Raw genomic sequence first — 18,956 nt, forward strand, 5'->3', positions numbered from 1 at the left:
CCCGCGGCGCTCTAGCTCTTGCCGACCCGCTCGGCAGCCGTGCCGAGCACCGCCATCACGTTGCGCTGCGTGCTGAGGATGTGCTCCTCCAGCAGCGCGCAGGCCGTGTCCGCATCGCGGCGCAGCGTGGCGTCCATGATCTTTCGGTGTTCGCTCGACTTGCGCCGCGCCGTCTTGCGAAAGCGCGCGGAGTAGCGGCGGTAGCGCTCGGCCTGGTCGAACAGGCTCGCGCTCCAGTTGCGCATGCGCTCCGAAGGGCATGCGGCCAGCAGCGATGCGTGGAAGGCCGAATGGACCTGGGTCCAGTCGTCGTCGAGCACCACGGGGCCGTCGCCGATGCGGCTCTCGATCTTCTCCAGGCGGTGGAAGGCGGCGACCACCGTCGCCTCCCATGCGTCGTCGCCGTTCGCGATCGACTCCCGCAGCGCCGGCAGGTCGAGCATGAGACGCATGCGGCTGATGTCCGCAAGGTCCTCCGGCGATATGTCCGCCACGCGGAAGCCGCGCCGCTCGTCGGAACGGATGAGCCCCTCCTGCGCCAGCCGGCTCAGCGCCTCCCGCAAGGGACTGCTCGAGAAGCCGTAGGCCGTCTGCAGCTCGTCGAGCTTGAGCTTCATGCCCGCGCCGTAGGTGCCCGAGAGCACGTCCTGGCGCAGCCGCATGAAGGCCTGGTCCACGAGCGGGAGCGTCCGCTCCTGGGACGGATCTTTTTTGTACATGTTTTCGATTTTATGCATAAACTCGCCGCCCAGAAATCGACAAGAGCACACCTTGAACAACGACCACCAACCCACCGTACAACTCGTCGCCATCTCCGGCAGCATCCGCCGGGCCTCCAACTGCACGGCCGTGCTGCGCAGCTTGCAGCCGCTGCTGCCCGCAGGCGTGACGCTGCACATCGCGCCGCTGGACGCCATCCCGCCCTACAACGCCGACCTCGATGGCGATGCGCCGCCCGAGCCGGTGGCTGCACTCAAGCGCGCCATCGCCGCCGCCGACGGCATCGTGCTGTGCTCGCCCGAATACAACTACGGCATGCCCGGCGTGCTGAAGAACGCGATCGACTGGGCATCGCGGCCCGGCTTCGCATCGCCGCTGAAGGGCAAGCCCGCGCTGATCATGACGGCCTCGCCCGGCACCGCCGGCGGCGTGCGGGCACAGGCCCAGATCCGCGACGCGCTGGCAGCCACGCTCGCGCGGCCGCTCGTGCGCCAGCATGTGGCCATCGCGAACGTGGCCTCGCGCATCCAGGACGGCCGGCTGGTCGACGCATCGACGCTCGACTTCATCCGCGTGGCACTCGATGAACTGCTGGCGGAGATCGCGATGCTCGCCGGCGCGCGCCGGCGGCCCGCGGCCTGAGGCGGCGCGGGAACCGCACTGCGCTGCGCCGCGCTCCCGCTTTCTGGCGACAATGATCCGCTCCAAGCCGACCATGAAGGGATCACGATGTCAGCCGACGACTGGTGGAAGCACGGAATCGTCTATCAGGTCTACCCGCGCTCGTTCCAGGACAGCAACGGCGACGGCATCGGAGACCTCGACGGCATCCGCGCGCGGCTGAACCATCTGGTGTCGCTGGGCGTCGACGCGGTCTGGATCTCGCCGGTCTACCCTTCGCCGATGGCCGACTTCGGCTACGACATCAGCGACTTCTGCGACATCGATCCGCGCTTCGGCACGCTGGAGGGCTTCGACGCGCTGGTGAAGGAGGCGCACGCGAAGGGGCTCAAGCTCATCCTCGACTTCGTGCCCAACCACACCTCGGAGCACCATCCGTGGTTCGTGCACAGCCGCAGCGCGCGCAGCGATGCAAAGCGCGACTGGTACATCTGGCGCGACCCGGCACCCGACGGCGGGCCGCCCAACAACTGGCTCAGCAATTTCGGCGGGCCGGCCTGGAGCTTCGATGAAGCCACCGGCCAGTACTACGCTCACTCGTTCCTGAAGGAACAGCCCGACCTCAACTGGCGCAACCCCGAGGTGCGCTCCGCGATGTACGAGGTGATGCGCTTCTGGCTGCGGCGCGGCGTGGACGGATTCCGCGTCGACGTGCTCTCCCAGATCGTCAAGGACGCGCAGTTCCGCGACAACCCGCTCAACCCCGACTACGTCGAAGGCCAGGACACGTTCCTGCGCTGGACGATGCTCCACAACACCGACCTGCCGGAAGTACAGCCCATCGTGGCCGAGATGCGCCGCGTGGTCGACGAGTTCAGCGACGCACATTCGTCGCGCGTGCTGATCGGCGAGCTCTACCTGCCCCTGCCGCGCCTGGTCGCCTACTACGGCCTCAATGCCCAGGGCGTGCTCGAAGGCGTGCAGCTGCCCTTCAACTTCCAGCTGATCGGGGCCGACTGGCAGGCCGCGCACATCGACCGGCTGGTGCGCGACTACGAAGCCGCCCTGCCCGCCGGTGCAGCGCCCAACTGGGTGCTCGGCAACCACGACAGGGCCCGCATCGCGAGCCGCGTCGGGCCTCGCATGGCGCGCCTCGCGGCCATGCTGCTGCTCACGCTGCGAGGCACGCCGACGCTCTACTACGGCGACGAGATCGGCATGACGGACGTGCCCATTCCCGCCGACGAAGTGCAGGACCCGTTCGAGAAGAACAGGCCCGGCATGGGCCTGGGCCGCGACCCCGAGCGAACGCCCATGCAGTGGAGCGCCGACGCCAACGCCGGCTTCACGACCGGGCGCCCGTGGCTGCGCCTTGCATCGGACTGGCGTACCTGCAACGTCGAGGCGCAGTCGCGCGATCCGGACTCCATGCTCGCGCTCTACAGGCGCCTCATCGCGCTGCGCCGCGCGCAACCCGCGCTGCATCGGGGCAGCTACGAAGCGCTGGAAGCCGGAAACGATGTGCTCGCCTATGCGCGCATCGGCGAAGGACGGCGGCTGGTGGTGCTGCTGAACTTCGGAGCCGCCGCGGCCCCGGTGCCGCAGGCATTGCTGCCGCGGCGCCCGCTGGTGCTGGCATCGACCGATCCCGCACGCGCCGGACCGGTCGATGGCGCCCTGGTGCTCTCACCCGGCGAGGGCGTCGTGATCGGCAACGAAGGTGCGGAAGAAAATCAGGACCCGCCGGTCTGAATCTCGATGTAGCTGCGCGCGTGCCAGCGCACGCGCAGCGGCCATTTCGCGTCGGTGACGGTTTCCGAGTTCACGTCCTTGCCGCTGCCGTAGTCGATCTGCCGATCGGGCCGCTTGTTGATGCCCACCACCAGCACGAGGCGGCTGCCCGCTGCGAGCCTGCAGGCGGTGAAGCGTTCGACCGTGAAGGCCAGCAGCTGGCGCTCGCCGGCCCGCAGCAGCCGGCGTCGCACGCGGTGGCCTGCATAGCTCGCGCGGAAGTCGTAAGGCTCGAACAGCAGCTGGCATTCGCCGCCCTCGGTCTGCGCGTAGAGCGAGACGCTGAAGTCCACGTCCTGCCGCGAAGGCGTGATGTCGAACACGCCGCGCAGGCTGCCGGCGATCTCGGTGCCCTCGGGCAGCGGCTCGCTCACAAAGCCGATGCCGTTGCGCATCGGCAGCTGGTTCACGCGCAGCGCGTCCGCCCACGGCGTGCGCACGTCGCGCCGGTCGGCCAGGTCGACCGACAGCCGCGCGCTGCCGCCGCCCTCGGCCGGCGAGGCCAGCAGGCGACGCGGCTCGTCGCGACCGCTCGTGTCGAGATAGAGGCGCAGCTGCGTGCGCTGCGGCGACTCCAGCGCCGGCGCATGGCGCCACTGGTCCGCACCCATCACCTGATAGTTGACGCGCTCCAGCAGCAGCGCCGGCTTGTTCGCGCCCTTGAGGACGTGGTCGATCCAGCGGTAGCGCAGCTCGGGCAGGTCGATGCGCGCGACGGGGTCGGGCGCGTAGCCGCGCAGCTCGGCCGCGGCGCCGCGCCGGATCGTCGTCGCGTCGTAGGGGCCCAGCAGCAGCGTCGTGTCGGCCTGCGGCCGGTTGCGCAGGTGCTCCTGGTGGAAGTAGAGCGCGCCGGCGTCGCCGCCGAAGTAGCCGGCGAAGCTGAGCACCGGAATGTCGATGCGCGCGAACTGCTCGGCCGATGGCAGGAACTTCTGCCAGTAGCGGTCGTGGCTCGGGTGCGTCAGCCAGGTGCGGATCAGCCTGCTTCGCTTGCCGAGCAGGACGCGGTCGATGTCCCAGTAGGGACGATTGCCGCGATACCAGCGTGCGTCGAGCGCCTGCCAGACCGCGTCCTGGTCGGCCCCTGCGGGGCTGCCTGAAGACTGGGGTCCGGGCGGGGGTTCGGCCAGCGCATGCTCCTGCGCCCAGCGGACCATCGCATTGCGGAAGATCTGCCCGGCCATGGGGAAGTCGATGCCCGGCGCCATCGGCGCGATCGTGGCGATGGCCTTGAGCGCTGGCGGCCGCCTGCGCGCCGCGGCCCAGGCCGCGTAGCCCGAATAGCCTTCGCCGAGCATGACCACGCGGCCGTCGCTCCATGGCTGGTGGGTGATCCACTCGATGACCGCCACCGCGTCCTCGCCGTCGTGCATGAAGGGCCACACCGCCCCCTTGCCGTCGGGCGTGCGTCCGCGCACGTACGCGGTGATGCCGACATAGCCCCTCGCCGCGCTGCGCCGGGCATCATCCTCGCCCGGGTCGAGCGTGAAGCGCAGCAGCGCCGGCAGCGCCCCGGTGGCGCGGCCGGGCCGCACCATGGTGGCGTGGATGACGCCGCCGCGCACCGGGATCCGGATGCCCGCCTCCGCCACGTAGCGAATGCGGTTCTCCGCGGCGAAGAGTTCGGGCAGCAAGGCACTGAAGCTGCGGCGCGACTGGTAGGACAGCCAGGCCCGCACGAGCGCCAGCGCATCGGCCTCGGGCAGGCTGCCCTTGTCGCGCCAGAGGTCGAAGGCCTGGCGCAGCTGCTGCGCGAACACGTCCGGCGGAATCTCCAGCCGGGCCATGACGGCCTGCGCCTGCATGTTGTCGAGCGGCGAGACCAGCTCCTGGAAGGCGCGTGCATAGGCCTGTGCGAAGGCGACGCGCTCCTCGGCCTCCAGCAGCCGCGCCCGCGCGTAGATGCCGTCGAGCGTCGCACGCTCGACCAGTGCGTCGAAGGGCTTGCCCTGGCGGCGCTCGCGCAGCAGGCGGCTGCTGTCCAGGGCCGCGCGGTAGGCGCCGCTCACGATCTGCAGTGCCGTCACGTTGGCCAGGAAGGCGTCCTTGTCCGCGTCCTGGTACACCGGCAGGATGCGCTCGGCCAGGTCGCGCATGAGCTCCGCAGCGGCGGGGTCATCTGGATCGCGCGGCGGCCGGAAGCCGAAATCCGCCGCCCGCGACCAGGTCGGCCAGACGGGCAGCGACAGCACAACCCGCGTCAACGCGCGGCGCACGCGGCTGACGGTCGACACGGTACGCCTCATGGTCGCGGCTCCTCGGGCAGGTCGTGCGGCGCCTTGACCAGGTGAACCACCTGCGTGAACAGCCGGTCGTGCGCCCCGCCGGCCGAGCCGATGTGGATGATGCCCGTGTGCGCGAGCTTGCCGAGCGCGCCGATGACGAGTTCGAGCGTGTCGTCGTCGAACGCGCCGAAGGCCTCGTCCATCACCAGCCAGGGCGGCGCCTGCAGCACCACGCGGGCGAAGCCCAGGCGCAGCTGCTCGTCCATGCTCAGCTCGCTCTCCCAGCGCGCGGTCCTGTCCAGCAGGGACTCCAGGCGCTGCAGGCCGACGCTCTCCAGCGCGGCCACCATCGCCTCCCTCGGATAGGTGGTGGGCTCCATCGCATACGACAGCACCTCGGCGAGCGTGCCGCGCGGAATGTAGGGCGTACCGCGCGGCATGAAGTGGATCGTCTCGCCCGCGGGCCGGCGCAAGGTGCCCGAGCCCCACGGCCACAGGCCCGCGAGCGCCCGGAACAGCAGCGTCTTCTCGGTGCCCGGCGTCCCCAGGATCAGCACGCACTGGCCCGGTTGAACGACGAGCGCCGGCACGTCGAGCCGGTCGTGGCCGCTCCAGGAACGGACCTCGATCTCTTCGAGCGCGAGCGTGCCGTCATCGCTCTCCTCGTAGGCGATGCGGCTGCCGCCGGACTGCGCCTCCAGGTCGGACGCCAGCTTCCGGCGCAGGTCGGTCACGCGCAGCAGCGTGGCGCGCCAGTCGGCAATGATGCTGAAGTTGTCCACGAACCAGCGAAGCGAGGACTGTGCCTGTGTGAAGGCCGCCGCGGCCATCATCAGGCCGCCGAACGACACCTTCCCCGAGAAATACAGCGGCGCTGCCACCAGCGTCGGCGCGATGACGGTGATCCAGCCGAAGCCCGCCGTGGCCCAGGTCAGGTTGGTCAGCCCGAGCACCACGCGCGACGTGGCCTGCAGCACGTCCGCGAAGTGCGCCGCGACGCGGCGCTTCTCGTCGGCCTCTCCGCCGGCCAGCGAGATGCCGTCGAGATGCTCGTTGATGCGCGTGAGCGAAAAACGCAGCTCGCCCTCGCGCGCATAGCGCTCGGCGTTGCGCGAGATCAGGCCGTTGCCGACCCAGTAGGCCAACAGCGAGCCGGCCACCGCATAGGCGATCGCCGCCCACAGCATGAAGCCGGGCAGCACATGGTCCTCGCCGTTGAAGAAGATGGTGAAGTCCTTGGAGAGCACCCACAGCACGCTCGCGAAGCTGCCGAACAGCATCGTGGCCTGCAGCAGGCCCACGCCCAGGTTGACCGACAGGTCGCACAGCTTGAGCGTGTCCTCGTGCATGCGCTGGTCCGGATGGGCCCCCATCGGGCCGCTGGCCTGGAGCCAGAACGCGCGGCGCGGCTGCAGCCACAGGCCGACGAGGTCGCTGACCACCGCCTCGCGCAGCCTCATCTGCAGGGTTTCGCTCAGCCACCGCTGCGCGACGTTCAAGACCAGCAGCGCGCCCGCGATCATCGCGAAGACGCCGACCTGCACCATGAATTCCTTGAAGTCGCGGCGCGAGATCGCGTCGTAGAAGGGTTTGTTCCAGCTGTTGAGCTCGATCTGCCCGTAGGCGGTGAGCGCCACGACCACGACGATGGCGGCGATGAGCGCGGCGAGCTTCTTCCCGACCGGAGAGACCCGCAGCGCGCCCACCAGCTCGCCGACCTGGCGAAAGACACCGACCCTTGCCACCGGCTCGTCGCGGGTCTCGGCGCTCGTGCTCATCGTCCGCGCGGCTCCTCGCGGCCGGCGAGCGCGGCGCGGCGCGCGAAGACGCAAGAAATGAACGCCGCATGGCTCCACGCCAGCTGCTTCGCGGAGGTCTGCGCGCCGCTGCGCTGGTCGAACTGCTCCGACAGATCGCCGCTGGCCGGCGTGTAGGCGCGCACGGTGGCGAGATAGGCATCGCCGCGCGCGATCCACGCGTCGCGATGGCATTCGTCGCCGCGCTCAGCCGCGCGGAAGCAGAACTCGGCGGCACCGAGGGTCGAGAAGTAGTACGCGCCGCCCGAGCAGTACACGTCGCCCTCGTACCGCCCCATCGCCGCGCCGCGACCCGCCGTACGGCCGTGGTTGATCGGGTAGGCCGCATCGAAGAGGGCATCGAGGCGCGCCAGCGTGGCCTGCATGCGCGGGTCGGCCGGCACGTGTGCCGACCCCGTGCCGGCACAGTGGATCGCCGACAGGATCACCGCGATGTCCAGCGCCTTCGGGCTGCTGGCGCCATCGGCCAGCACGCGCGAGCGGTAGTAGCCGCGCGCCTCTTCACCCTCTTTGCCCTCATTGCCGCCACTTCCTTCGTCCACCCAGTAGTCGTCGAGCATCCGCAGCACGGCCTGCGACTCTTCCCTGCAACGGGCCGCCTGCGCCGTCTCGCCCAGGCCCTCGAGCCATGCCGCGCCTTCGGCCAGCGCGGCCGCAGACACGCGCAGCGTGTAGTAGTGATGGCCGCTCTCCTCTTCCCAGATGTCGAACGACGGTTCGCGCCAGCGGCGCAGCGTGAATTCGATGTCGAAGCGGATCAGCGGCGCGACTTCGGCCAGCAGTTGCGCGTCGAGATGCCCGCCGGCCACCCATCGCAGCAACGCGAGCGCACGCAGCGGCGGCCCGTCGTGCTGCGGACGCGCCCAGCGCAGGATGTCGAGCGTGCCGTCGGGGTTCACCCGCGTCTCGGCGGCGACCGCATCGCCGTGGATGCGCGACAGGTCGTCGTCTTCGCGCAGGTATTGCTGCAACGCGGGAGCCACGCGGTCCCTGCGGCCCTTCGCCGCGGCCTCCACGTGACCGTCCAACCCGTTGAGGGCAAGGCTGAAGCGGGTGAAGTCGCGCAGATGCCGCAGCGCCTCGGCGCCGATGCGGCCGTCGAGGTGGAGCAGACGCAGCGCGTCGATGACGACGGCCGAATCGCGGAACCAGTGGAAGAAGTAGTCCGGATCGGGGTTGTAGTCGCCGAGCACGGGCGAGGCGACGATGGCGCCCGCCACCGGACGCACGGTCTGGCCGAAGCCCGCTCGCAGCTTGACGATCGAGGTCGGCGAGACGCTGGCCAGCATTCCTCTTGCCGAGTGGGCCAGCTGTGCCTCGAGCCAGGACTCGAAGGCGGGGTCTTGGGCGTTCGCCGCGCCGGAACTCACGGTGCGGGCGATCCCAGGTACGGGCTGCTGAAGTCGAGCCGGCGCAGCCCGGCCTGCACCTCGGGCGCGCTCATGAAGAGCTTCCACAGCAGGCCGGTGCGGTGGTTCTCCATCATCACGACGATGGGGCCCTGGTCGATGGCCAGGAAGGTGTCTGCGAACCAGCCTCGCGCCTCGCAGAACGCATCGACGAAGCCGTAGTCGCGCCACACGCGCGTGCCGTGCACGGTGAGGAAATGCCGCAGCACCTTCAGCACCTCGGCGGGCGCATACGGCAGGCTGGCCAATGCGGCCGTCGGCGAGATGGTGCCGTTGTCGTTGTTCGGGTCGTGCGCGAGGTAGCCGTCGGGATCGTCGCTGGCCGTCAGGCCCCAGCACGATTCGCCATAGCCGGGAAAGCCCCGGGGGTTGGCGATGCAGTGCGCGCGGTTGACCCGCACGTGGCGCGTGTTGAGGTCCCAGTAGTCGGCGTAGCGGTCCTTCAGGCCGTGCGGATCGAGGCCGCAGAACGAGTAGTGCGCGAAGAACAGCGGGCCGCCGTTGGGCGGGCCCAGCGGCAGTTCGATGCCGTGGTACGAGCGGCCGTTGAGGAAGTCGGGCCCCGAGGCGTAGCCGCGGTGGTAGACCCGCGGATCGATCGGGTGGGTGGGCGATGCCGCGGCCATGAAGTAGGTGATGAGGCACTCGTTCCAGCCATGCACCTCGTGGTTCATCGCCCAGCCGTGGTTCGGGCTCCAGTGCCAGTACAGGACATCGCGCCCGCCCTGGGTGAACCAGTCCCACTCGACCTCGTGCCACAGCGTGTCGAAGTCGGCGCGCAGCCGGCGCGCCATGGCCGTGTCGTCGTCGAAGTACTGGCGCGCGCAAAGCAGGGCCATGCACAGGAACGAGGTCTCGACCAGGTCGCCCGCATCGTCCTTGGGGCTCATCGGGATCGTCTCGCCGCTCGCGCCGTCCATGAAGTGCGGGAAGGTACCGTGGTAGCGCCTGGCGCGAAGGAGCGCGTCACGCATGCGGCCGAGGCGTTCCAGCGCCGCGTCGCGCGTGACCCAGCCGCGCTCCACCGCGACGATCAGGGCCATGATGCCGAAGCCGGTACCGCCGATCGCGACCCTCGCGTCGGCCAGGTCCTCGCCCGTGGCGGCGACCAGCGTGCGGCGGTCGAGCGCCAGGCCGCTGGCGGCATCTGCGCCGTCCCAGAAATAGCGGAAGGTCTGCCGCTGCACCGCCTCGATCAAGGCTTCGTCGGGCAGCGCTGCCAGTTCCTTCGGGTTCCTCTCATCCTTCAACACGAACGGCTCCTTTCGTTGTGGCCCAGGGTGTCACGTTTGGTTTCACCGGATCGTCGGCCGCACAACAAGTATCGGCGGCCCTGCCCCGCAGCATGCCATCATTGGGCCCCCGGGTTCTATTCGAAATCCCTGATGAGTCGCATCGACACCCTCCTGGCCCGCATGACGCTGCCCGAGAAGCTGGGCCAGCTCACGATGACTGCCTCCAGCTACACGGTCACCGGACCGGTGCTCGCGGGAGACTCCACGCAGTCGATCATCGACGGCACCGTCGGCAACCTGCTGAACATGGTCGGCCCCGGGCCGACGCACGAGATGCAGCGGCTGGCCGTCGAGAAATCGAGACTCGGCATTCCGCTGCTGATCGGCCTGGACATCATCCATGGCCACCGCACGCTCTTCCCGATCCCACTCGCGGAAGCCGGCACCTTCGACGAGGCGCTGTGGGAGCGCACGGCGCGCGAGGCAGCGCGCGAAGGCGCGGCCGACGGCCTGGCGATGACGTTCGCGCCGATGCTCGACGTGTCGCGCGACCCCCGCTGGGGCCGCACCGCCGAAGGCCCCGGCGAAGACCCCTGGCTGAACGCTCGCATCGCGCAGGCCAAGGTGCGCGGCTTCCAGGGCACCGACCTCTCCTCTGCCGAATCGCTGGCGGCCTGCGCGAAGCATTTCGTCGCATACGGCGGCGTGAACGCGGGGCGCGAGTACGCCGCCGTCGACATCTCCGAGCGCACCCTGCACGAGGTGCACCTGCCGGGCTTCGCGGCCGCCGTGCACGCTGGCGTCGCGACGCTGATGCCCGCCTTCACCGATCTCAACGGCGTGCCGATGACGGCGCACATCCCGCTGCTGCGCGACTGGCTGCGCGGCGAGATGGGCTTCGAGGGCGTGATCGTCAGCGACTACAACGCGATCGCGGAACTCATCAAGCACGGCGTCGCCGCCGACCTCGTCGATGCCGCGGTGCTGGCGCTGAAGGCCGGCGTCGACATCGACATGATGGCCGATGCCTACCGCAAGGGCCTGCCCGTCGCCCTCGAGCAGGGCCGCGTGACGATCGAGGAGATCGACGCGAGCGTGCGCCGCGTGCTGCGGCTGAAGGAAGAGCTCGGCCTGTTCGACGACCCCTACCGCCGCGGCTCGACACAGGAGCCCGCCCAGGCCGTCGCCGAGCGACGTGCGGTGGCGCGCGACGCGGCGCGCAAGTCCATCGTCATGCTCAGGAACGAGCGCGACACCCTGCCCTTGCCCGCTGCGGCGAAGACACTTAGCGTCATCGGCCCGCTGGCCGACGCGAACACCGAGATGAAAGGCCCGTGGTGGGGTGCGGGCGAGCACGAGCCGGCCGTCACCGTGCTGGCCGGCCTGCGCGCCGCGCTGCCGCAGGCCGACGTGCGCCACGCGCCGGGTGTCGCCATCGAGAGCGACGACGACAGCGGCATCGAAGCGGCGGCGGCGCTGTGCGATGGCGCCGATGCGGTCGTGCTGTGCCTGGGCGAGCGCGCCACGATGAGCGGCGAGGCCGCCAGCCGCGCGACGCCCGCCCTGCCCGGCCGGCAGCAGGCCCTGGCAGAGGCCGTGATCGCGCGCGCGAAGACAGCGGGCATCCCCGTCATCGCGATCGTGTTCTCCGGGCGCCCGCTCGTCATCCCCTGGCTGGCCGAACACAGCGACGCGCTGCTGGCCGCATGGTTCCTCGGCGTCGAGGCGGGCCATGCGATCGCCGACGTGCTCACGGGCCGGGAGAGCCCCAGCGGCCGCACGCCGATGAGCTGGCCGCGCGCGGTCGGGCAGGTACCGATCTACTTCGGCCAGCGCCCCTCCGGCCGGCCGATGAATCCCGGCGACTACTTCACGAGCAGGTACCAGGACGTCGACAACTCGCCGCTGTATGCCTTCGGCCACGGCCTGGGCTACGGCCGGTTCGGCTACGACGACCTTCAGGTCGAGCCGCGCCGCGTGCAGGCGCAGGACACGCTGAAGATCAGCGTCGCCCTGCGCAACACCGGCGCGCGCGAGGCCGAGGAAACGGTCTTCCTGTTCGCCCGCCGCAAGGTGAGCCGCGTCACCCGGCCGCTCCTGGAGCTCAAGGGCTTTGCGAAGCTGCGATTGAAGCCTGGTGAAGAAAGCCGCGTCGAACTGGCGCTACCCGCGTCCGAACTGCGTTATCTCGGACCCGACCTTGAGCCCTTGTTCGACGAGGGCGAGGTGGAAATTCTGGTGGGACCGAGCGCGGAGCCGTCAGGCCTGCTGCGCCAGAGCATCGAGCTGCGCTGAGTACTCGCAGTCGCGCCGCGCGGCGGGTGCGGAGGCATTGCTGGAGAAAGGCGCCGTAGCTGAGAACCTCTCGCCTCGACCGACGCCCGGGCACGAAGGCGGCCCTGCAGACGCATGTTTCATGTCGACGCCTCGGCTCGATCCAAAGACCGCGGTTCGTGTCTTCGCTTCTCTGAATGGCGAACGACAACAATTCTCTTTTTCAGGCCGGGTTCAAATCGCCCACGATGTTGCGTTGAGCGGCCAGCTTGCCTAAGCTCGCGCCACGCTGCAACGCTGCGCCCTCGGGCAAGCATGACGGCCGATACGTCCCGATGCACCCTCTTCAGGCCGAGGCTTTCCATGTCAAGAAGCATCGAACAAGAACGACACTGGATTTCCCGAGATCGCCGCCAATACCTTGCACTGGCGGCAGTGCTGCTGGCACTGGGCGCATGGCTCGTCTTCTGGTTCGACATGGCCTGAGCACCGGATAAGACGTTCGCCTCCATCTCCACATGCTGCCCCTCCACCTTCGCCGCGTCGTCCGGCATCTCGTCGACCTGCAGGTGGCATGGTGGTGCATCGCTTTCGTGCTGCTCGCAGCGTTGCAGCCGTTCATCGCAGTGCACTTCCGCGAGGACGGCTGGGAAGACGAGCCGGGCTTGCGTATCCGCGCAGCGAGCGCGATCGTGCAGTTCGAACCCGACGAGCGGCCGGAACATGCCAGCAGCAGGGAAACGACCTTGTTCGTCCCCTCCAGTGCAGGCACCGACCTGCCTGACATCCTGCGTCACGGGTTGGAAAGACTGATGGCGATGGTGCTTGCGATGCTGCCGCTCGTGGTGGCACTGCGCAACTTTCCCAGGCTCGCTACGTGTGCGCCCCTCGGCCGGGGCCGCGCTGCGATCCGCGCGCCTCCCCTGTCCTCACCCTGGCGGCGCTCGCCGCCGCGAACCGCCCCGCCTCCGGCGACCTGAAAAGCGCCGTCTCCGCTCAGCGCAGACGGCGGCCGTCTGCTGTCCGCCCAGAGCGCGGGCGGCAGCTCCCAGTCGTTTTTCGGATCCGGAGGTCACACATGATTGACTCGACTCAGGCACGCGCTCGTCTTCAGGGCGCGTCCACACCGCTAGAGGCACGCGAGCGCTCGCATGTCTTCTCTTCCATGCAGTACCGAAGCAGGCGCCCGACACATCGGGCCGACCTTGCGGCGGGCCCACCGTTTGCCGATGGGCATTTCTGAAGGGGAACGCCATGGCATTCAAGAATTCCGAGAGCCGTTACGGCTCGTGGGTGATCGGTCTGCACTGGCTGATGTTGCTGCTGCTCGCGGCCGTGTACGCCTGCATGGAACTGCGCGGACTCGCTCCAAGGGGCAGCGATCTGCGCGCCAGCCTCAAGCCCTTGCACTTTCTGTTGGGGCTGGCCGTGCTCGCGCTCGTCATGCTTCGCTTGATCGTGCGATGGAGTGCGGGAGCGGCACCTGCGATCCGACCGCCAGTGCCGACGTGGCAGGACAGGACCGCACAACTCATGCACCTCGCCCTCTACGTGTTCATGATCGCAACCCCTGTCCTGGGCTGGCTGACGCTGAGCGCGCAAGGCGCACCGATCACGCTGTTCGGCCTGCACGTGCCTGCGCTCGTCGGCGCGGACAAGGCGCTTTCGAGGCAGCTCAAGGACCTGCACGAGGCGCTGGCCACGGCCGGCTACTTCCTGATCGGCCTGCATGCTGCTGCCGCACTCGCGCACCACTACATCACCCGTGACAACACACTCCTGCGAATGCTGCCGGGACGCGCTTCCCGCTGAGAGCAGGAACAGCCGACGCACAACGAGAGACTATGAAGACATTCCACTACCGCGCCCACCCCGAACGCCACCGCACCGAGCATGTCGGCTGGCTGCGCGCCGCCGTGCTCGGTGCCAACGACGGCATCATCTCGACGGCCAGCCTCGTGGCGGGCGTCGCCGCGGCCAACGCCAGCCACGCGAGCATCCTCACCACGGCGGCGGCCGGCCTCGTGGCCGGCGCGATGTCGATGGCCGCGGGCGAGTTCGTGTCGGTGTACTCGCAGGCGGACACCGAACAGGCCGACCTGGAACGCGAGCGCGCCGAACTGGACAAGCAGCCTGAGGCTGAACACCGGGAGCTGACCGCGATCTACATGCGCCGCGGCCTGGACCATCATCTCGCGAGCGATGTCGCCGCTGCGCTCATGGCGCACGACGCGCTCGGCGCGCACGCTCGCGATGAACTTGGCATCTCCGACGCATCCAGTGCCCGCCCGCTGCAGGCTGCACTGGCATCGGCCGCAAGCTTCGCCACGGGCGCGGCGATGCCGCTGGCGGTGGTGGCACTGGCTCCACACGCATCGCTGCTGCCATGGACCGTCTCGACTGCCATGGGCTTCCTTGCACTGCTGGGCGCTGCGGCCGCGAAGATCGGCGGCACCTCCGTGGGCAAGAGCGTCTGGCGGATCGTGTTCTGGGGGACGCTCGCGATGGGTGTCACCGCTGGCGCGGGGCTTCTCTTCGGCGCGTCTGCATGAGGGGCGACGCAAGCCTCGGCAAGGCATGGCGCATGCGACGGAGGATGACTGCGTTTGCAGGCGGATGCAGATTGGGGATGGGTTCTATCAACGGCATTCCCCTTGCGTTCACCCGATGTCGGCTTGCGAATCGACCGACCTCGCATCGGGCCGCCACGAGTGATCGTGCGTCCTGCCGTCTAGGCCAGCGGACCGGGCGTCGCTCTTTCCAATGACGCCGCTTCTCGCTTGTGGTCCGCCATGTTGCGGATCACGTCCATGAACGCCAGCGCGGCCGTGGTGGGCGGCTCGCCCTGCAGCGTGATCAGGCCGAAGTCGGGCATGCGGGTGGGAAGCTCGGTGGCGATGCGCGTCAGCAGTCCGCGCCTCACATACTTTTCCACCAGCGCAGCGGGCTGCAGCGAGAGCATGGTCGTGCTCTGCAACAGCTCCAGCGCGAACAGGAACGATGGCGTCTCGACGATGCCCGAGGTGAGCGACAGGCCGGTGCTGCGGAAGATGTCGTCCGACACCTTGCGCAGCGCGGTGGATGCCGGATACAGGATCCAAGGCCAGTTCGACAGCTCCCTCAGCCCGGGGGCGTTCGGCCCGCGCAACGGATGGTGCACGCCTGCGGTGATCTGCAGCCTTTCACCGGTCAGGTTCTCGTAGTGGAACTGGTCGCGCCGGGATTCGTCGGTGAAGCGGCCGATCATCACGTCGATCTTGCGCTCGGCGAGCCACACGATGAGCTGGTCGCTGCTCTGCTCCAGCACCTTCACCACCAGCAGCGGCCGCAGGCGCTGCAGTTCGGCCACGGCGGCAGTCAGCACGTGCGCCGCACCCGAGATGGCGCCGATCGAGAGATGGCCGTGTCCTCCCTGCTTCAGGGCGCTGAACTCGTCCACGAACTTGCGATAGCCGTCGAGTGCCGAGTGCGCGTACCGCAACGTGAAGAGTCCGAGCTCGTTCGGTTGCATGTCGCGCGGCAGGCGGTCGAACAGGCGCGCCTCCAGCATCTCCTCGATGTCCATCAACACCTTGGTGGCCGCCGGCTGCGTGATGTACATCTGCTCGGCAGTCAGGCGCAGGTTGCGCGTCTTTCCGAGGATGTCGAGGAACTGCAGATGCCGGAAACGCAGACGCGAGACTTGCGCCAGCATCAGGGGTTTACCAGAGGTCTTGCCCGAACTCATCAGCATTTGGAATGGATGCTAGCGAAAAAGTCAGTGGACCGGCAGGGGGCCGTCACCTAGCCTTCGGGTCGGTCAACCAGGGCTCCGCAGAGAGCCGGCGAGTCGCGGCAACTTCGCCGCACCCCGCATATTCCATTCCGGAGACATCATGCAAATCAGATCATCGGGTCTGGCGGCCGCACGGCCGGCCGCATCGAACGGCCCCGCCTTCAGATCGAGGAACACGCGCAGCACGAACCCTCCGATCCTCAGGACCGCCAGGAGGATCGGGACCATGTTCACAAGGCCTCGCATCAAGAGCCTCCTGATTGCGTTGCCGAGCGCACTCGCGATCGCGAACGCCGCTCTGGCGGCCGATCGGCCAACGAATCCCGCCGACTGGCCGGCGCTGAAGGACGTCTACAAGAACCACTTCCTGATCGGAAGCACCAATCTCGACGCGCGCAACTTCGGCGCCGACGTGGTGCCGGGCGAGAACTCGGTCGCTGCCATGACCGTCAAACACTTCAACGTGGTGACGCCCGGCAACGCGATGAAGCCGGAGTTCTGGAACGGGGGAATCAGCAATCCGACCCCGAACTTCCTCACCAACCTGACCTCGGGCATCAACGCCGACATCAGCGCGGCCAATGCGCGCGACGTCAAGGTCACGGGGCACGTGCTGGTCTGGCACAACCAGTCGGCCCAATGGCCCGCCCCCAATGTCCTGACTGCGAACGGCGGATGGGAAACCCCGTGGGACTACGCAACGGCGAAGACGAACCTGGAGTACTACATCCGGACGGTGGCCGGCCATTTCGATCAGGCACCGTTCAAGACCTACGCCTGGGACGTCGTCAACGAGGCGTTCAAGGACAACCCCGACAACCCTGCCGACTGGAGGAACGCGCTGCGAACGGGCTACAGCCCGGAGGAGCGTCCCTCCCGATGGGCCCAGGCCTACGCCAAAGGCGGGAAGAGCTGGGACTACATGTATGACGCCTTCTACGCCGCGCGCCAGAACACGACCGCGATCCTGAACTACAACGACTTCAACGACAACGAGCGAGCCTCGAAGGCCACCGCGATCGCTTCGATGGTCAAGGAGTTCAATGAACGGTACGCCGCCGAATCGGCCGCGGGCAAGGGGCGGGTCCTGCTGGATGCCAAGGGAAATCCGAGGCCGCTGGTCGACGTCATCGGCACGCAGGGGCACTGGGACATGAGGCTCAACCTCGACGCCTTCGAGCGGACCATCAGGACCTATCTCGAGACCGGGGTGAACGTCGACCTGACAGAGCTGGATCTCGCACCGACCCTGGGCCTGGACAAAGGCCAGCGGATCCAGAACGGCCCCGAGATGGATGCCCTGTTCAAGGAGCAGGGCATCCAGTACGCGAAGCTCTTCAGCCTGCTCAAGGAGTACGCCGCCGGACCGGGAGGTCGTCACCCCGAGTACAAGGGCGGCGTGCACCGGGTGACCTGGTGGGGCATGACGGACCCGGGCTATCACACCAACGGATATCCGTGGTCCGGCGTCGGCCAGCCGAAGGAGGCGTACTGGGCCACGACGAACCCCGAGCAGTACCTCATCGATGCGGGCCTGCCGCCGAACGGGGTCACAGCGACCTTCAGCTATGGCGGAGAAAGCTTCAAGGCCCGGACCTGGGGCGGCAAGAACGCCCAGGCGATGCTCGACATCAACGTGCCGGTCGGAACGAAGAACGTCATCTTCACCGCTGCCAACGTCTCGCTGCCCGCGGGGTTTGCCGTCGAGAGCATGAAGTTCAACCCGCCCGACTGCGCCGTGATGCCCGGAAAGCCTTGCCATGTGACGGTGACCGCGCGGGGACCCGCACCGGCAACGGCCTCCGTGGAGAACACGGCGACCTTCGTCCTGTCCTTCGGCAAGATGACCGTCGGGTGGATGGATGCCGCCAACGCCCTGGAGGCACCGTTCTCCTATGCGGATGTTCGCTTTAGCGACGGCGTGACCGCGTTCAAGCAGTACAAGACCTCGTATGGAAGCGACGGGATGGCGAGAGCGTCCGGCGTCGTGGAAACGAAGGCTGTGCCTAGACATGGCCGCGCCACGCTCGTGCTGCAGCCGCAAGACCCGATCGCCGGCCCGTTCGGGCTGAGGTTGCAGAAGGATGCGTCGACGGAGAAAGCCTGGCGACTCGTCACCAGATTCGAGCCCGGCAGGACGTACATGGTCGTGTCCGGCGAGTCGGCTTCCAACGGACAGACGCAGGCCGCTGCTTTGACCAACAGGAGCAAGCCCGCGACCACGGCCTCACCCGAATCGCTGTCGCGCACGCCCGTCGTGCTGCGTGGCGATGTCCTCGTGCCCTTGCGCAATTCGAATGCGCCCGCGAGCGAGCCTGCGCTGGCCCAGGACAACCTCAAGTTCGTCTTCGAGGAGGCGAAGAGCCCTGCCGCAGGACCGTACGCGGTCCAGGAAGGGCACACGATGCAGAGCTTCATCCATGGCACCAACGCCTACCCGCACATCGTCTTCAGAGGCAACGGTGCGACAGGCACCGTCGTGGCAGGTCAGAACTCGCTGATCACGCGGCAGACGAACGGCCAGGAGGGCTCGCAGATAGCCGAAAGAGCGCTGGATCAGGCGGTGTGGTTCAACACGCCCATCGACCCGAAGACCGGCGCGATGAAGATGTTCCTCTACACCGAGAAGGACGGCATCAAGCAGCATCATGTTCTGAAGGAAGTGAACGATGGCGAGACGCCCAACAGGGACGCCGGGAACGCCATCAGCCAGCGGCAGGGCTCCGTCGGCGGGTTCGTCGCCATGCAGGCGGAGAGCCCCACGGAGGGCACGAGCGTCAGGCTCTACGCCTACGACGTCGAGTCCTACGCGCCGGACGACGAACAGCCGCCGACGACGACCCCGCCGACGACGCAGCCTCCCTCCTCGCCGCCACCGGCAATGCCGATCGCCTTTCCGTTCCGCAGGAGCGGCGGATCGCTGGACGCGGGCGACCTCATCCTGGCGCTGGCCGGCCTCGCCGCGCTCGCGGTAGCCCGCCGCCGCCGGCGATAAAGCGGGCGCCGCGGTCGGGCCTCGGCCGCGGCTACATCGCAAGCGCGCCCTCATGGACGGCCTCGACAGCAAGGTGAGCCGGATCTCGATGGAG

At 68.5% G+C, this 18,956-nt stretch carries 14 protein-coding genes; 8 read left to right on the plus strand and 6 right to left on the minus strand.

The genetic code is table 11. The features are described 5' to 3' along the window. Nucleotides 1–11: 11 nt before the first annotated feature. Nucleotides 12–737, minus strand: a complete 726-nt coding sequence (locus tag ACTJLF_RS09260) for a GntR family transcriptional regulator (protein ID WP_019655203.1) — start codon at nucleotides 735–737, stop codon at nucleotides 12–14. A 34-nt stretch (nucleotides 738–771) separates the two neighbouring features. Here ACTJLF_RS09260 and ACTJLF_RS09265 point away from each other — a divergent pair, with 34 nt between their 5' ends. Further along, the gene (locus ACTJLF_RS09265) at nucleotides 772–1,362 is read left to right on the plus strand and encodes an NADPH-dependent FMN reductase (RefSeq protein ID WP_019655202.1); all 591 of its coding nucleotides are present in this window, start codon (nucleotides 772–774) and stop codon (nucleotides 1,360–1,362) included. A gap of 87 nt (nucleotides 1,363–1,449) precedes the next feature. After that, entirely contained in the window at nucleotides 1,450–3,093 is a 1,644-nt protein-coding gene (locus ACTJLF_RS09270) for an alpha-amylase family glycosyl hydrolase (RefSeq protein ID WP_132752668.1), read from the plus strand. Here ACTJLF_RS09270 and ACTJLF_RS09275 read toward each other — a convergent pair. The 4 genes from ACTJLF_RS09275 to ACTJLF_RS09290 are packed head-to-tail and all read right to left on the minus strand — an operon-like array spanning nucleotide 3,075 to nucleotide 9,836. Beyond that, nucleotides 3,075–5,378, minus strand: a complete 2,304-nt coding sequence (locus ACTJLF_RS09275; protein ID WP_019655200.1) for a CocE/NonD family hydrolase — start codon at nucleotides 5,376–5,378, stop codon at nucleotides 3,075–3,077. The genes ACTJLF_RS09270 and ACTJLF_RS09275 overlap by 19 nt on opposite strands. Next, nucleotides 5,375–7,135, minus strand: coding sequence for an ABC transporter ATP-binding protein/permease (locus ACTJLF_RS09280; RefSeq protein WP_019655199.1), 1,761 nt, complete (start codon nucleotides 7,133–7,135; stop codon nucleotides 5,375–5,377). The genes ACTJLF_RS09275 and ACTJLF_RS09280 overlap by 4 nt, the downstream gene beginning before the upstream one ends. Next, a complete protein-coding gene (locus ACTJLF_RS09285) occupies nucleotides 7,132–8,544 on the minus strand; it encodes a glycoside hydrolase family 15 protein (RefSeq protein ID WP_440882944.1) in 1,413 nt (470 codons plus the stop codon). The genes ACTJLF_RS09280 and ACTJLF_RS09285 overlap by 4 nt, the downstream gene beginning before the upstream one ends. Then, nucleotides 8,541–9,836: a glucoamylase family protein gene (locus ACTJLF_RS09290; RefSeq protein ID WP_157773707.1), complete on the minus strand. Its 1,296-nt coding sequence runs from the start codon at nucleotides 9,834–9,836 to the stop codon at nucleotides 8,541–8,543. The genes ACTJLF_RS09285 and ACTJLF_RS09290 overlap by 4 nt, the downstream gene beginning before the upstream one ends. A gap of 132 nt (nucleotides 9,837–9,968) precedes the next feature. Between ACTJLF_RS09290 and ACTJLF_RS09295 the strand changes: the two genes are divergently transcribed. From ACTJLF_RS09295 to ACTJLF_RS09315, 5 genes are all read left to right on the plus strand, one after another. Then, nucleotides 9,969–12,113 carry a glycoside hydrolase family 3 N-terminal domain-containing protein gene (locus ACTJLF_RS09295; protein ID WP_019655196.1) on the plus strand — a complete coding sequence of 715 codons (2,145 nt, stop codon included), beginning with the start codon at nucleotides 9,969–9,971 and terminating at the stop codon, nucleotides 12,111–12,113. Nucleotides 12,114–12,455: 342 nt separating this feature from the next. Then, the gene (locus ACTJLF_RS09300; RefSeq protein WP_279615605.1) at nucleotides 12,456–12,578 is read left to right on the plus strand and encodes a hypothetical protein; all 123 of its coding nucleotides are present in this window, start codon (nucleotides 12,456–12,458) and stop codon (nucleotides 12,576–12,578) included. Nucleotides 12,579–12,610: 32 nt separating this feature from the next. Next, entirely contained in the window at nucleotides 12,611–13,072 is a 462-nt protein-coding gene (locus ACTJLF_RS09305) for a hypothetical protein (protein ID WP_019655195.1), read from the plus strand. Nucleotides 13,073–13,346: 274 nt separating this feature from the next. Beyond that, nucleotides 13,347–13,904 (plus strand): cytochrome b, encoded by a 558-nt coding sequence (locus tag ACTJLF_RS09310; RefSeq protein WP_019655194.1) that lies wholly within the window; start codon nucleotides 13,347–13,349, stop codon nucleotides 13,902–13,904. A gap of 32 nt (nucleotides 13,905–13,936) precedes the next feature. Continuing rightward, the gene (locus ACTJLF_RS09315; protein WP_019655193.1) at nucleotides 13,937–14,644 is read left to right on the plus strand and encodes a VIT1/CCC1 transporter family protein; all 708 of its coding nucleotides are present in this window, start codon (nucleotides 13,937–13,939) and stop codon (nucleotides 14,642–14,644) included. A gap of 179 nt (nucleotides 14,645–14,823) precedes the next feature. On the opposite strand, the gene ACTJLF_RS09320 is transcribed toward ACTJLF_RS09315, so the two are convergent. Then, nucleotides 14,824–15,786 carry a LysR family transcriptional regulator gene (locus ACTJLF_RS09320; protein WP_019655192.1) on the minus strand — a complete coding sequence of 321 codons (963 nt, stop codon included), beginning with the start codon at nucleotides 15,784–15,786 and terminating at the stop codon, nucleotides 14,824–14,826. Between the two features lie 181 nt (nucleotides 15,787–15,967). On the opposite strand from ACTJLF_RS09320, the gene ACTJLF_RS09325 reads away from it, so the two are divergent. Further along, entirely contained in the window at nucleotides 15,968–18,862 is a 2,895-nt protein-coding gene (locus ACTJLF_RS09325; RefSeq protein WP_080647847.1) for an endo-1,4-beta-xylanase, read from the plus strand. The last annotated feature ends 94 nt before the right edge of the window (nucleotides 18,863–18,956 follow it).

The sequence above is a fragment of the Variovorax sp. 22077 genome (genome assembly GCF_052044195.1).
Lineage (GTDB): Bacteria > Pseudomonadota > Gammaproteobacteria > Burkholderiales > Burkholderiaceae_C > Variovorax > Variovorax atrisoli.

Excerpts from the sequence above, each read along its gene's own strand:
- ACTJLF_RS09325 (WP_080647847.1), top strand. The coding sequence starts at position 15,968 with ATGCAAATCAGATCATCGGGTCTGGCGGCCGCACGGCCGGCCGCATCG.
- ACTJLF_RS09305 (WP_019655195.1), top strand. The coding sequence starts at position 12,611 with ATGCTGCCCCTCCACCTTCGCCGCGTCGTCCGGCATCTCGTCGACCTG.
- ACTJLF_RS09300 (WP_279615605.1), top strand. The coding sequence starts at position 12,456 with ATGTCAAGAAGCATCGAACAAGAACGACACTGGATTTCCCGAGATCGC.
- ACTJLF_RS09295 (WP_019655196.1), top strand. The coding sequence starts at position 9,969 with ATGAGTCGCATCGACACCCTCCTGGCCCGCATGACGCTGCCCGAGAAG.
- ACTJLF_RS09315 (WP_019655193.1), top strand. The coding sequence starts at position 13,937 with ATGAAGACATTCCACTACCGCGCCCACCCCGAACGCCACCGCACCGAG.
- ACTJLF_RS09260 (WP_019655203.1), bottom strand. The coding sequence starts at position 737 with ATGCATAAAATCGAAAACATGTACAAAAAAGATCCGTCCCAGGAGCGG.
- ACTJLF_RS09310 (WP_019655194.1), top strand. The coding sequence starts at position 13,347 with ATGGCATTCAAGAATTCCGAGAGCCGTTACGGCTCGTGGGTGATCGGT.
- ACTJLF_RS09280 (WP_019655199.1), bottom strand. The coding sequence starts at position 7,135 with ATGAGCACGAGCGCCGAGACCCGCGACGAGCCGGTGGCAAGGGTCGGT.
- ACTJLF_RS09320 (WP_019655192.1), bottom strand. The coding sequence starts at position 15,786 with ATGCTGGCGCAAGTCTCGCGTCTGCGTTTCCGGCATCTGCAGTTCCTC.
- ACTJLF_RS09275 (WP_019655200.1), bottom strand. The coding sequence starts at position 5,378 with ATGAGGCGTACCGTGTCGACCGTCAGCCGCGTGCGCCGCGCGTTGACG.
- ACTJLF_RS09270 (WP_132752668.1), top strand. The coding sequence starts at position 1,450 with ATGTCAGCCGACGACTGGTGGAAGCACGGAATCGTCTATCAGGTCTAC.